15 protein-coding genes are annotated in these 11,922 nt (G+C 66.4%); 11 read left to right on the top strand and 4 right to left on the bottom strand.

What is annotated here, in order from left to right; genetic code table 11:
- Nucleotides 1-36: 36 nt before the first annotated feature.
- Nucleotides 37-825 carry a S1 family peptidase gene (locus I2H36_RS04230; RefSeq protein WP_196262640.1) on the bottom strand — a complete coding sequence of 263 codons (789 nt, stop codon included), beginning with the start codon at nucleotides 823-825 and terminating at the stop codon, nucleotides 37-39.
- Between the two features lie 79 nt (nucleotides 826-904).
- The gene (locus I2H36_RS04225; protein ID WP_196262639.1) at nucleotides 905-1,651 is read right to left on the bottom strand and encodes a S1 family peptidase; all 747 of its coding nucleotides are present in this window, start codon (nucleotides 1,649-1,651) and stop codon (nucleotides 905-907) included.
- A gap of 25 nt (nucleotides 1,652-1,676) precedes the next feature.
- On the opposite strand from I2H36_RS04225, the gene I2H36_RS04220 reads away from it, so the two are divergent.
- The 6 genes from I2H36_RS04220 (at nucleotide 1,677) to I2H36_RS04195 (ending at nucleotide 4,247) form a co-directional block, all read left to right on the top strand.
- On the top strand, nucleotides 1,677-2,243 hold the full coding sequence (locus tag I2H36_RS04220; RefSeq protein WP_196262638.1) for a head-tail connector protein: 567 nt from the start codon (nucleotides 1,677-1,679) through the stop codon (nucleotides 2,241-2,243).
- A gap of 16 nt (nucleotides 2,244-2,259) precedes the next feature.
- A complete protein-coding gene (locus tag I2H36_RS04215) occupies nucleotides 2,260-2,595 on the top strand; it encodes a phage head closure protein (protein ID WP_196262637.1) in 336 nt (111 codons plus the stop codon).
- Nucleotides 2,592-3,002, top strand: a complete 411-nt coding sequence (locus I2H36_RS04210) for a DUF3168 domain-containing protein (RefSeq protein ID WP_196262636.1) — start codon at nucleotides 2,592-2,594, stop codon at nucleotides 3,000-3,002. The genes I2H36_RS04215 and I2H36_RS04210 overlap by 4 nt, the downstream gene beginning before the upstream one ends.
- Before the next feature lie 281 nt (nucleotides 3,003-3,283).
- Complete coding sequence (locus I2H36_RS04205) at nucleotides 3,284-3,694, top strand: phage major tail protein, TP901-1 family (RefSeq protein WP_196262635.1); 411 nt, start codon at nucleotides 3,284-3,286, stop codon at nucleotides 3,692-3,694.
- Between the two features lie 8 nt (nucleotides 3,695-3,702).
- A complete protein-coding gene (locus I2H36_RS04200; protein ID WP_196262634.1) occupies nucleotides 3,703-4,086 on the top strand; it encodes a gene transfer agent family protein in 384 nt (127 codons plus the stop codon).
- A gap of 17 nt (nucleotides 4,087-4,103) precedes the next feature.
- Nucleotides 4,104-4,247: a phage tail assembly chaperone gene (locus I2H36_RS04195; RefSeq protein ID WP_425523271.1), complete on the top strand. Its 144-nt coding sequence runs from the start codon at nucleotides 4,104-4,106 to the stop codon at nucleotides 4,245-4,247.
- An 8-nt stretch (nucleotides 4,248-4,255) separates the two neighbouring features.
- On the opposite strand, the gene I2H36_RS04190 is transcribed toward I2H36_RS04195, so the two are convergent.
- Nucleotides 4,256-4,534 (bottom strand): hypothetical protein, encoded by a 279-nt coding sequence (locus I2H36_RS04190; protein ID WP_210330948.1) that lies wholly within the window; start codon nucleotides 4,532-4,534, stop codon nucleotides 4,256-4,258.
- A 41-nt stretch (nucleotides 4,535-4,575) separates the two neighbouring features.
- On the opposite strand from I2H36_RS04190, the gene I2H36_RS04185 reads away from it, so the two are divergent.
- Nucleotides 4,576-5,253, top strand: a complete 678-nt coding sequence (locus I2H36_RS04185) for a phage tail tape measure protein (protein WP_246718650.1) — start codon at nucleotides 4,576-4,578, stop codon at nucleotides 5,251-5,253.
- Between the two features lie 6 nt (nucleotides 5,254-5,259).
- Here I2H36_RS04185 and I2H36_RS04180 read toward each other — a convergent pair whose 3' ends face one another.
- Complete coding sequence (locus I2H36_RS04180) at nucleotides 5,260-5,505, bottom strand: HP1242/YdcH family protein (RefSeq protein ID WP_196262632.1); 246 nt, start codon at nucleotides 5,503-5,505, stop codon at nucleotides 5,260-5,262.
- A gap of 81 nt (nucleotides 5,506-5,586) precedes the next feature.
- On the opposite strand from I2H36_RS04180, the gene I2H36_RS04175 reads away from it, so the two are divergent.
- The 4 genes from I2H36_RS04175 to I2H36_RS04160 all read left to right on the top strand — a co-directional run bounded on the left by I2H36_RS04175 (nucleotide 5,587) and on the right by I2H36_RS04160 (nucleotide 11,837).
- A complete protein-coding gene (locus I2H36_RS04175) occupies nucleotides 5,587-6,225 on the top strand; it encodes a DUF2460 domain-containing protein (protein WP_196262631.1) in 639 nt (212 codons plus the stop codon).
- Between the two features lie 242 nt (nucleotides 6,226-6,467).
- The gene (locus I2H36_RS04170) at nucleotides 6,468-7,358 is read left to right on the top strand and encodes a DUF2163 domain-containing protein (protein ID WP_196262630.1); all 891 of its coding nucleotides are present in this window, start codon (nucleotides 6,468-6,470) and stop codon (nucleotides 7,356-7,358) included.
- Nucleotides 7,359-7,551: 193 nt separating this feature from the next.
- Nucleotides 7,552-7,980 (top strand): NlpC/P60 family protein, encoded by a 429-nt coding sequence (locus I2H36_RS04165; RefSeq protein ID WP_196262629.1) that lies wholly within the window; start codon nucleotides 7,552-7,554, stop codon nucleotides 7,978-7,980.
- The gene (locus tag I2H36_RS04160) at nucleotides 7,980-11,837 is read left to right on the top strand and encodes a baseplate multidomain protein megatron (protein ID WP_196262628.1); all 3,858 of its coding nucleotides are present in this window, start codon (nucleotides 7,980-7,982) and stop codon (nucleotides 11,835-11,837) included. The genes I2H36_RS04165 and I2H36_RS04160 overlap by 1 nt, the downstream gene beginning before the upstream one ends.
- Nucleotides 11,838-11,922: the final 85 nt, after the last annotated feature.

Below are 11,922 nucleotides of genomic sequence, written 5' to 3'. Positions count from 1 at the left end.
TCCCTCCCCTTTGCGGGGAGGGAAACACCCGTGGCATCAATTCCCGGCCCATGCGGCATTGAGGCTCTGCATGCTGCCCACGATCCAGCGCAGGTGCTCCGCCACCGGCGTCACCGCCGTGAGGCCGCCGCAGGCGGTGGGCTTGGGCGAGCGCATGGCGCCGCTCGACCAGCTTGTGATGCCGTGGAGCTGGTAGCCGCTCTGGGTGGCAGCGAGGATCGGGCCTCCGGAATCGCCGCGGCAGGCGCCTGCACCCGTGGTTTCGGCGAGGCGATTGCGGTCGGCGACGATGAGAACTCGGTTTGCGACCTCGATGGGGCCGAGCGAGACCAGATTGGTCTGGCGCAGCGTCCGGGCGGTGCCGCGGGCACGCTCCGCCAGCACGCCGTAGCCTGCGATGGTCACGCCGTCGCCCACAGCGATGCGGCTTGCCTGGGTTGGGTCGAGGGCCAGGAAGTCGGGGCCGAGGGGGCGGTCGAGCTTGACGACCGCGAGATCGATGCCGGGCTGCGTGCGCGGCGTGGTGCCGCGCACGAAGGTCGGGTGGATCGCGAGCGCGGCGACGTTGAAGCGCAGTGACTTGAATGTACGGTTCAGAGCGGTGACGCGGTAGGCGGCGCGGTCGATCACGCAATGGGCCGCCGTCAGCACGAGATCGGGCCCGACGATCACGCCCGAGCAGAGCTCGCCGAGGGAGTTTTCGATGGATACCACCGAGCGCCTTAGGCCGTTCGGATCGCGCGAGGCCGCACCCTGCAGGATGGCCCAGGCCGGGCTCGCGATGAGGGTGAAAGCAGCAAGGGCGAGAATCGGCAATGCGCGCATGGAATGATGATGCCGTGAAGGAGGGATTTTGTAAGGCAAGATCTCGGCCAGGAGGATAGTTCCGTTACATTATGAATTTCTAAAACCCGTTGCCACTCCACAACGCCGCACGGTTCCAGCCTTTAAGAGTCCTGTCTATCCATTCGCGTTGCGGGCCAACGAGGATGCCCTGAGTCATGCCTCCGCAGCTTCGGCCCTTGGCCGGCGCCGCCCAACTCGTGATGGCAGCGACTGTTGCGCCAGACCCCATCGGACCGCCGGAATCGCCCTGGCAGGCGCTGGCAGATCCTGACCCCTCGGCCCAGAGCAGAATCCGACTCGGTCCATAGGGTTCGACAGCGGTCAGCGACGCGGTGCGGAAGGTGCCGGTGCTCTTGGCATCGCCCTCGCGGGCAAGGCCATAGCCGCCAACGGTGACGAATGTGTTCTCGGGCACCTTTGCGGCGCTGAGCGTCGCCCGCTCGAAGCGCCCGGGCAGGGCCTCTGGGACTCGCACGAGCGCAAGGTCAATGGAGCGCTGTCGGTTCTCGATGGCCTTCGCATTGTAGCCGGGATGCACCGTCTTCGCGGCAGGCACGATCAGCACGGGCTCGCCGGCCTCGTCGCGGAAATGCACCCGGTGCTCGGCCGCCCCGGTGACACAATGGGCGGCGGTGAGCACCACGTCGGGGGCCAGCACCACGGCGCTGCACACGCCCCCGTTCGAGCTCAGCACCATCACGCTCTGGCGCGACAGCGGTCCCTCATCGGGCTGGCCGCCGACGATGGCATGGGCGCCTGCAGCAGGCAGCGCCAGCGCAAGACAGAGCGTGATCAGACGTTTCATGACAGCACAAGGATCCTTGTTTCCGATGATTCCCATATTCGTCAGCGGCCCCGCCGTCGAGCCCATCACGCTCGCCGAGATGAAGGCCTACCTGCGCGTCGACGAGGACCAGCCTGAGCAGGATGACCTGACTTCAGGCCTCATCAAGGCGGCCAGGCTCATGATCGAGGCGGCCTCCCGGCGGATCCTCATCGAGCAGCACTGGCGCGTGGTGCTCGACCGCTGGCCCCGCGACGGCGTGGTCCTGCTTCCGCTCGCCCCGTTGATTGCTGTCGATGCGATCAGGATCACGGACGCTTCGGGCGGCGTGAACGCGCTCCCTGACGATGCCTTCGAGGCTGATGCCCTGAGCGATCCGCCTCGCATCATCGTCAGGGATGCGCCGGAGCCTGGCAAGTCCCGCAACGGCATCTCTGTCGAACTGCGGGCCGGCTTCGGCACGACGCCCGAGACGGTGCCCGCAACCCTGAAGCTCGCCGTCCGCATCCTCGTGGCGCACTGGTTCGAGAACCGGGGCGACGTGGTGGGCGAGCAGATCCTGCCTCCGGAGGCCCTGGCTCTCGTAGCGCCGTTTCAGAGGGCGCGGCTTTAATCACCGAGACATTCCCATGAAAACCAAATCCATTCCCATCGGCGCACGCTCGCGCCGGTTCGTGCTCGAACTGCCCCTGGAGCGGCCCGACGGCTTCGGCGGCGTCATCCGCTCCTATGCGCCGGGGCCTCAAATCTGGGGCGCCATAGAGATGCTCTCCGGCACCGAGCGCGTGCGCGCCGACCGGCCGGAGCAGAGCCTGACGCACCGCATCACCCTGCGCTACCGCGAGGGCGTGACGGGCGCCATGCGGCTCACCGCCGGCCTGCGCCGTTTCGCCATTCGCGCAGCCTCCGATCCGGACGGGTCAAAGCGCGACCTCGTCTGCCTCGTCGAGGAGGTGAGGGCATGACGAGCCCGGTGCTTTCCTTACGCCGCGCCATCATCGACGCGGCCTCAGGCGACGCGCAGCTGCGCACTCTCATGGGCGGCGCTTTACGCCTCTACGACGAGCCACCGCGCGGGGCCGAGCCGGTCTATGCGCTCTTCGGCGACGTGAAGGCCGAGGATTGGTCCACCGATCTCGACCGCGGCCACGCGCAGAGCGTGGATCTCGTGATCTGGTCGGAGAAGGGTGGCGCGCGTACGGCGCTGATGGTCGCCGACCGTTTCTTCGCGATCCTCGACGATGCGCCGCTCACCGTTGAGGGCCACCGCCTCGTCAACCTGCGCGTCACCGAACTCGTGTCCATCCGCGACAAGGATTCCGGCCTCGCCCGCGTGACGCTGCGCCTGCGCGCGGTGACGGAGGTGGGGTGAGAATTTCCCTCCTCCTTGCGGGGAGGGGCAGGGGTGGGGGTGGTTCGACCGGGTGAGACCTTCCGTCATGGCCGGGCTTGTCCCGGCCATCCCGATGCTGTGAGGCTCAGCGCTTTAATCAATCGGGATCACCGGCACGGGGCCGGTGATGACGGGGTAGGAAGCATTGCCGGGACTCATCAGGCACAACGCTCTGACTTTGCGACCCCCACCCTTTAATCCCTCCCCGCAAGGGGGAGGGAAGCAACAATCAACATTCGAACCTCAACAAAGGACATCCCATGCCTGCTCAGAAGGGCAAGGATCTGCTCATCAAGATCGGCGACGGCGGCAGCGCCTTCGTGACCGTGGCGGGTCTGCGCACGCGCCAGATCGCCTTCAATGCCGAGACCGTCGACGTGACGCATGCGGAATCCGCCGGACGCTGGCGCGAGCTCCTGGCCGGCGTCGGCGTGCGGCGCGCGAGCATCTCCGGTTCCGGCGTGTTCAAGGACGAAGCGTCCGACGCGCGCATGCGCCAGGTCTTTTTCGATGGCGACATCCTCACTTATCAGATCGTCATTCCGGATTTCGGCCGCATCGAAGGTCAGTTCCAGATCACGAGCCTGGAATATCGCGGCGACCATGCGGGCGAGGTAACGTTCGAGATGGCGTTCGAATCCGCCGGCGCGCTCGCTTTTGTGGCGATATAGGAGACATCATGCCCAACAGACGACGGGGCGAGGTGGCGCTGCAGCTCGGCGACACGCGCTACACCCTATGCCTAACGCTCGGCGCGCTCGCGGAGCTGGAGGATGCCTTCGGGGCGCAGGATCTCATGGCGCTCACCGAGCGCTTCGGCACCGGGCGCCTGTCGAGCCGCGACCTCCTCACGCTGCTCGCTGTTGCCTTGCGCGGCGGCGGTCAAACGTTGAGCGACGCGGAGGTGGCGAGCCTGCCGCTGCACGACGGCATCGAGCCCGTGGCGGCGGCGCTGGCCGATCTTCTTGTCATGACCTTCGGCGGAGGCGATGCCTCGCCAAACCCTCCGTCATCCCAGGAGGCGAGCACGAGCCATACGCCTTCCCCTGGGACGACGCGCTGACGCTGGGCTTAGGCATCTTGCGGTGGAGGCCGGAGGACTTCTGGCGTGCAACTCCGCGCGAGCTGCTCGCGGCCTGGGAGGGAATGCATGGCGGGCGAAAAATGGAGCCGGCGCTGAGCGGGGATCTCAGGCGGTTGATGGAGGCGTTTCCGGATCGGTGAGAGATCTCTTACTCGACAGCTACCTGAATCTTGCCTTTGTATTTAACCCCCTTCAGATCCAGGCACTGAATGTAGAGTTCTTCTTCTATATAGCCGGCGATGTTGACATGCGCAGATGCTGACGCTTTGGCGGCTTCATAGCGGCATTCTTTTCGAACGCGCTCCCAGCGCTCCGGGGGCATATCGCCTGTGTCGAACTGCAGCCGAGTTTCATATCTTTGAAAACAGCCGCCGAGCATCAGCAACAGGATGCTGCACGTCAAGCAGCGCCAAGAAATAGAATTCATTGCTTTGACCTCAAGAACGGGACAATGACTAGGAGACTTGCTTGAGCGATAACCGCCCCAAAAGCCCCATTTCACTGACCGATCCCATTGACGACGACCGCAAACGCCAGCTCAACACTCTCATTGGCCTCTCCGAAAAGTTCGGCGACTCCCTGTCTAACGCTTTCGCCAAGAATGTCTCGGAAGGCAAGAAATTTGATAACGTTCTAAAGTCCGTGCGCCAATCCCTTGTGGAAACGGGGTTGCGCCTGGCTTTGGCGCCGCTGCAGCTCGCCTTAAGCCAGAGCGTGAAGGGCATGATGACGGGCGCTCTTCAGGGCTCGCTGCCGCTCAATGGGGACGGGTTTCTCGGCGGGTTGACCAAGGGTTTGGGCTCGATCCTTGGCTCACTGTTCGGCGCTGGCGGTCCGGCCCTCGCCAAGGGTGGCGTGCTCTCCCGTGGCATGCTGATGCCCTTCGCGAAGGGCGGTGTTATCGGCGCGCCGACCTACTTTCCGCTCGGACGCGGGCTCGGCCTGATGGGTGAGCAGGGGGCGGAGGCCGTGATGCCGCTGGCTCGCGGGCCCGACGGGCGGCTCGGCGTGCGCGGCGGCGGAGGGCGGCCGGTGTCGGTGACCGTGAACGTCACAACCCCGGATGCTGACAGCTTCCGCCGCTCCGAGGCGCAGGTCTCCGCCGCACTCGCCCGCGCCGTCGCGCGGGGTCAGCGCGGGATGTGAGGGCGATCAGGCGTCCGTGCCGTCCAGCATGGCCATGATCTTGTCCTTGATCCGCAGGCGGCGGCGCTTCAGCTCCTCCTCGGCCTCCTCGGATGTGGGCTCAACCCGGGTTTCGATCCGGTGGATGGTGCGGTTCAGCTCGTCGTATTCGTCATAGAGCCGCGCGAAGCGCCCGTTGCTCGTTTTCAGCTGGTGGATCCGGTCGACCTTGTCCGGGAAATCCTGCGCGAGGTCGTTGGGAGCATTGCTCATCGCGGGCCGCCTCCGTGTTGAATGGCTTGCGCCTCGTCAACGCCACCCCGGTTCTTTCGTTTCAACCTTCAGGATGTGCCCATGGCCTCAGACTTCCACGAGGTCCGCTTTCCGCTCGACGTCAGCCTCGGCAGCCGGGGCGGGCCCGTGCGGCGGACCGATATCGTCACGCTCGCCTCCGGCCGCGAGCACCGCAACAGCCGCTGGGCCGGCTCGCGCCGCCGCTACGATGCGGGCTTAGGCGTCAGGACCGTCGATGCGCTGCACACGGTGATCGCCTTCTTCGAGGAGCGGCGCGGAAGGCTCTTCGGCTTCCGCTTCCGCGACCGCACCGACTGGCGCTCAGGGCCGCCCTCCCGCGAGCCGACGCCGCTGGACCAGCGCATCGGCACCGGCACCGGCGCCGAGCGGGATTTTCAGCTCGTGAAAGCCTACGGCTCCGCCTTCGCGCCCTACAGCCGGAGCATCGCCAAGCCGGTCGGCGGCACGGTGCGGGTGGCGCTGAACGGGGTCGAGCAGGCGGTGGGCTCAGGCTTCAACTGCGATCCGGCCACAGGGATCGTGACCTTCGCTGCCGCGCCGCCGGCCAGTGCCGTCATCACGGCAGGCTTCGCCTTCGACGTGCCGGTGCGCTTCGACACGGACGAACTCGACATCGACCTCTCCACCTTCGACGCCGGCGGCATCCCTCAGATCCCGCTGATCGAGATCGTTCCTTAGGTGCAGGCGCGCCAGTGTCATCCCCGGCGAGCGAAGCGAGGGAAGGGGATCCATAGCGCCGAGTGAAAGGGTGGATTCCCCTCCGCTCCGGCTGGGAATGGCATCTCTTCACACTCTCCTATGTCATCTCCGGACTCGTTCCGGGACCCGCGCCTCAAAGCCGCCCATAGACATGGATTGCCGGGACAAGCCCAGCCATGACGAAGAGCGCGAGGCGTCGTCTCACACCATTCGAGGCCACTATGCGCACCATCCCTGAAAACCTCGCGACCCACCTCACGGAGGGAGCAACGACGCTGTGCCATTGCTGGCGGCTCATCCGGCGCGACGGCACCGCCTTCGGCTTCACCGATCATGATCGCGACATCAGCTTCAACGGCGCCACCTATGCGGCCCGCTCGGGGCTTGAAGCCGCGGAGGCGACCGCCGAACTCGGCTTCGCGGTCGGGGGCGGCGAGGTGGCCGGCGCGCTCGTCTCCGCAGGGTTGACGGAGGACGACATCTCCTCCGGCCTCTACGACGATGCGAGCGTGGAAACCTGGCTCGTGAACTGGAGCAACGTGGACGAGCGCGTGCTGCTCGACATCGGCTCCATCGGCGAGATCCGCCGCGCCGACGGTGGTTTCGTTGCGGAGGTAAGGGGGCTCATGCACCGCTTCGACGAGGAGCGCGGGCGGCTCTTCCGCGCCACCTGCTCGGCCGATCTGGGTGATGAGCAATGCGGCGTCAACCTCTCCGCATCGGCCTATGCCGACACCGGCACTGTCACCCGCACCGACGGCGCGTTGAGCATCGCGGCTTCCGGCATAGGTTTCTCGGACGGATGGTGCAATGCCGGCAAGCTCACCTGGATCAGCGGCGACAATGCAGGTGTGTCCGTCGAGATCAAGGTGCACCGCGCGATCAGCGGCGCGGACGAGTTCGATCTCTGGCAGCGTGCCCCTCAAGGGATCAAGGTCGGCGACACGTTCCGCGTGACGGCCGGCTGCGAAAAGACACATGCGACGTGCAGGCGAAAGTTCGACAATGTCGCAAACTTCCGCGGCTTCCCGCACATGCCCGGCAACGACTTCATTATCCGCATGCCGCAGCAGGGCGAGCCGGGGTTGGATGGCGGGAGTTTTTTTAGATGAGGCCTTTTTACCCTCCCCTTGAGGGGGAGGGTCGCGAGCATCGCGAGCGGGGTGGGGTGGCAGCACTGCCTGTCTTCGTCGCCCTCGGACAAAACGCATAGACAATCAAACTAACAGCGCCGTTCACCCCACCCCGGCTCTTCGAGCCGACCCTCCCCCTCAAGGGGAGGGTGCTGCCGCACGTTTTGTGATCATGCCCTCATCAAACCTCATCATCGCCGAGGCCCGCGCCTGGATCGGCACGCCTTACCGCCACCAGGCCTCGCTGAAAGGCATCGGCTGCGACTGCCTCGGGCTGCTGCGCGGCGTGTGGCGCGAGGTCATGGGGGCGGAGCCCGAGCTGCCGCCGCCGTACTCGCCGGATTGGGCAGAGGCCGGGGCGGATACGCTGGTGGCGGCTGCGCGAAAGCATCTCGTCGAGATCGAGCACACGCAATTCGTGGCTGGCGAAGTGCTGCTCTTTCGTTGGCGCGAGACGATGCCGGCCAAGCACTGCGCCATCGCGACCTCGCCCGACACCATGATCCACGCCCATGACGGTGCGGCTGTCGCGGAAGTCGCATTCCGCCCCTGGTGGCGGCGTCACCTGTCCCATGCCTTTCGTTTTCCGGATGCACCCTGATGGCCACCATCGTTCTGCAAACCGTCGGCTCCGTCGTAGGCGGCATGGTCGGCGGACCCATCGGCGCCATGGCGGGCCGTGCCCTCGGCGCGCTCGCGGGTGCAGCGATCGACAATGCGCTCTTCTCCGGTAGCGACACGAAATATGTGGAGGGCCCGCGCCTCAAGGATATCGATGGGCTCACCTCCACGGAAGGCGCGCCGATCCCGCGGGTCTATGGCCGCGCGCGCATCGGCGGCCAGCTCATCTGGGCGACGCGCCTGGAGGAGGTGGTGAACACCAGCACCGACCGGGGTGCCCAAGGCGGCAAGGGCATGAGTGGGCCGAAGACCGTCACCACGGCCTATTCCTATTTCGCCAATCTGGCGGTGGGCCTGTGCGAAGGCCGCATCGCGTTCATCCGCCGGGTCTGGGCCGATGGGCGCGAGCTCGATCTCAGTACGCTCACCATGCGGGTGCATAAGGGCAGCGATACGCAAAGCGCCGATCCGCTCATCGTTGCCAAGGAAGGGGCGGATTATGCGCCCGCCTATCGCGGCTTGGCCTATGTGGTGTTCGAGCGCCTGCCGCTTGCCGATTTCGGCAACCGCGTGCCGCAATTCTCCTTCGAGGTCGTTCGCCCCGTCGATGGGCTCAACCGCATGGTCCGTGCAGTCTGCCTCATCCCCGGAGCAAGCGAGTTCGGTTACGACACCGAGCCTGTGATGCAGGTGCTCGATCTCGGCAAGACGCGGCCGGAGAACCGCCATCAGCTGCAGCGTTCAAGCGATGCTGCGGCATCGCTGGATGCCCTTGAAGCCCTGTGCCCGAACCTCAAGCGGGTCTCTCTCGTGGTGAGCTGGTTCGGCGACGACCTGCGCGCCGGCTCCTGCCTCATCGAGCCGCGCGTGGACGTGAAGATTAAGACCACGGACGGCGCCACATGGTCCGTGGCCGGGCTGACGCGCGAGGACGCGAAGGCGGTGTCGCTTGTCAAAGGCGCGCCCGCCTATGGCGGCACGCCTTCCGATGAATCCGTGATCCGGCTCATTCGCAACCTGAAGGATCGTGGACTTCAGGTGGTGCTCTATCCCTTCGTGATGATGGACGTGCCGGCCGACAACGATCTGCCCGACCCCTATGGTGGCACCGGGCAGCCCGCCTATCCCTGGCGCGGGCGCATCACCTGCCATCCCGCGCCAGGCGAAAGCGGCTCCCCAGACGGCGCGGGTGCCGCCGCCGCCCAGGTGAACCTCTGGTTCACGCGGACTGCCGGCTTCAACCGCATGGTCCTGCATTATGCAGCGCTCGCGGAGCAGGCGGGCGGCGTCGACGGCTTCATCCTCGGCAGCGAACTCGTCGGCCTCACCCGCGTGCGCTCCGCATCAGGCGTCTATCCGGCGGTCGCGCGGCTGCGGGATCTCGCGCAGCAGGTTCGTGCGATCCTGAGCGCCGCGACCAAGATCGTCTATGCGGCCGACTGGACGGAATACGGGGCCCATGTGCTGAACAATGGGAGCGAGGTGCGCTTTCCCCTCGATCCGTTGTTCGCGAGCAGCGCCATCGACGCGGTCGGGATCGATTATTATCCGCCGATCTCCGACTGGCGCGACGGCCCGGCTCATGCCGATCTGGCGAGCGCACGCAGCATCTACAATGTGGACTACCTGCGCGCCCGGCTCGGCAGCGGCGAAGCCTTCGACTGGTACTATGCCAATGCCTCCGAGCGTGCGGCCCAGACACGCCGCCCCATCACCGATGGCGCCACCAACAAGCCTTGGACCTTCCGCCAGAAGGACCTTGTGTCCTGGTGGTCGAACCGGCATGTGGAGCGCGTCGGCGGCGTCGAGGTCGGAGCGACGGCTTGGCAACCGCAATCGAAGCCGATCTGGCTCACCGAGATCGGCGTGCCGGCCGTGGACAAGGGGCCGAACGGGCCGAACGTCTTTCCCGATCCGAAATCGTCGGAATCGGCCTATCCGCCGTTCTCCCGCGGCGTGCGTGACGATCTCGTGCAGGCGCGCACGCTGGAGGCCATTCTCTCGCGTTTCGATCCGGCCCAGAGGGGCTTCGCGCCTGAGTACAACCCTGTCTCAGCATCCTACAATGGGCACATGGTCGATCCGGACAACGTGTTCGTCTGGGCCTGGGATGCAAGGCCCTATCCGGCCTTTCCCGATTTCGACCTCGTGTGGTCGGATGGTGCCAACTGGGACACAGGTCACTGGATCACCGGACGCATCGAGGGCGCGACGCTCGACCGTTTGATCGCACGCATCCTGCGCGATTTCGGCCTCGCCGATCCTGGTACCATTCCCGTCGACGGTTTCGTGGACGGCTACGTGATCGACAAGCCGATGTCCCTGCGGGGCGCGCTCGAGCCGCTGCTGCGGCTCTTCGGCGTCGATGCGGTGGCGCGGGGCGGCGCGATTGCATGGCAGGGGCGCGGCGGCCGCGCCGTTCTGCAGCTGACGAAGGACGATCTCGTGCTGAACGAGAATGAGCCTGCGCTGAAACTTTCCCGCGCCCAGGAGACCGAGCTGCCACATCAGGTGGAGGTGGGATTTACTGAGAGCGACACGGATTACCGCCGCGCGGCCGTGGCCTCGCGGCGCCTGTCCGGTTCGAGCCGCCGGGAGGCGAGGGCGGACAGCGCCGTGGTCACCCGCCGCGCCGAGGCGCAGCGTCTCGCCGATACGTGGCTGCAGGATCTGTGGGCGGGGCGCGAAGGCGCCGAGTTCGAGCTGTCGCCGCGCCGCATCGAGCTGGAGCCCGGCGATGTGATTGCTTTGCCCACTGATGCGGGAGAGAAGCTCCATCGCATCACGCGGATCGCCGACGGCCCGACGCGCAAGGTCTCGACGCGCGCGGTGGAGCCGGCCGTGTTCGAGCGGCCTGGCTCCGCGATCCCACGACCGGTGAAGCGCCCGCCGCCCGTGCCGGGCAAGCCAACAGCAATCGTGCTCGACCTGCCGGCGGCGATCGGCGATCCGACACCGCTGCAAGTCATCGCGGTAGCGGCGGATCCCTGGCCCGGCGCCATGACGGTGTGGCGCTCCGGGAACGGCGCAAGCTTCACGCCGCATCGCATTCTCGATCTGCCCGCCTTGATCGGTCGTACGAAGACCGCGTTCGCCCCAGGGCCGCTCTGGCGCTGGGATATAGGTGCAACGCTCGACGTGGACATCTCCACCGGCGCGTTGAGCGCCATCGACGACGAGGCGGCATTGGCGGGGCGCAATCTGTTCGCCCTGCGCGGTGCGGACGGGAGCTGGGAAATCGTGTCCGCCGCACGCGCAGAGCTGATCGGGGAGCGGACCTACCGCCTGTCGCGCTTCCTGCGCGGCCTTGCGGGCAGCGAGCCCGAAGCCAGCCGGCCCGTGCCGGCGGGGGCCCTGATCGTGAAGCTCGACGAGGCGGTGGTTCCGCTCACCACGAGCCTGCAGGATCTCGGCCAGAGCTGGCGCTACAGGATCGGTCCGTCAGGTCGCGACCATGCGGATGCGTCCGTTGCGGAGATCGCCGCGACCGTGGGGCGCGAGTCGCTGAAACCACTGAGCCCCGTGCATGTGACGGCGCGGCGAGAGCAGGGTGGCATCCGCCTCAGCTGGATCCGTCGCACCCGCCGCAACGGCGACGGCTGGGAGGCCGTGGACGTGCCGCTCTCCGAGGATGCTGAGCGTTACGAGATCGATGTTGTCAGGGATGGTACGGTCGTCCGGACGCTTTCAAGTCCGGAGCCTTCCATCCTCTATGCGAATGCCCAGGAGCTTACGGATTTCGGCAGCTTCCAATCCACGCTGTCCCTTCGCGTCGCACAGGTGAGCGCTGCGGCCGGGCGCGGCTTCGAGCGGCGTGTCACTGTTTCCGTGCACTGAACGGTTTTTTGCTGTGATCGAAGTCCGATCCGACAAAGGCCGGTAACGACGTGAGAGGGGTGCTGCCATCGCCCGTAAGTCGTGA

Origin of the sequence: Microvirga terrestris (genome assembly GCF_015694425.1) — a bacterium.
GTDB lineage: Bacteria > Pseudomonadota > Alphaproteobacteria > Rhizobiales > Beijerinckiaceae > Microvirga > Microvirga terrestris.
The sequence above is the reverse complement of the archived record's forward strand: the minus strand, read 5'-3'. Positions and strand labels throughout refer to the sequence as shown.

Coding starts and splice junctions, on each gene's coding strand:
- I2H36_RS04225 (WP_196262639.1), bottom strand. CDS start 1,651: ATGAAACGTCTGATCACGCTCTGTCTTGCGCTGGCGCTGCCTGCTGCA.
- I2H36_RS04170 (WP_196262630.1), top strand. CDS start 6,468: ATGCGCACCATCCCTGAAAACCTCGCGACCCACCTCACGGAGGGAGCA.
- I2H36_RS04180 (WP_196262632.1), bottom strand. CDS start 5,505: ATGAGCAATGCTCCCAACGACCTCGCGCAGGATTTCCCGGACAAGGTC.
- I2H36_RS04210 (WP_196262636.1), top strand. CDS start 2,592: ATGACGAGCCCGGTGCTTTCCTTACGCCGCGCCATCATCGACGCGGCC.
- I2H36_RS04220 (WP_196262638.1), top strand. CDS start 1,677: ATGATTCCCATATTCGTCAGCGGCCCCGCCGTCGAGCCCATCACGCTC.
- I2H36_RS04200 (WP_196262634.1), top strand. CDS start 3,703: ATGCCCAACAGACGACGGGGCGAGGTGGCGCTGCAGCTCGGCGACACG.
- I2H36_RS04165 (WP_196262629.1), top strand. CDS start 7,552: ATGCCCTCATCAAACCTCATCATCGCCGAGGCCCGCGCCTGGATCGGC.
- I2H36_RS04160 (WP_196262628.1), top strand. CDS start 7,980: ATGGCCACCATCGTTCTGCAAACCGTCGGCTCCGTCGTAGGCGGCATG.
- I2H36_RS04175 (WP_196262631.1), top strand. CDS start 5,587: ATGGCCTCAGACTTCCACGAGGTCCGCTTTCCGCTCGACGTCAGCCTC.
- I2H36_RS04230 (WP_196262640.1), bottom strand. CDS start 825: ATGCGCGCATTGCCGATTCTCGCCCTTGCTGCTTTCACCCTCATCGCG.
- I2H36_RS04205 (WP_196262635.1), top strand. CDS start 3,284: ATGCCTGCTCAGAAGGGCAAGGATCTGCTCATCAAGATCGGCGACGGC.
- I2H36_RS04190 (WP_210330948.1), bottom strand. CDS start 4,534: ATGAATTCTATTTCTTGGCGCTGCTTGACGTGCAGCATCCTGTTGCTG.
- I2H36_RS04215 (WP_196262637.1), top strand. CDS start 2,260: ATGAAAACCAAATCCATTCCCATCGGCGCACGCTCGCGCCGGTTCGTG.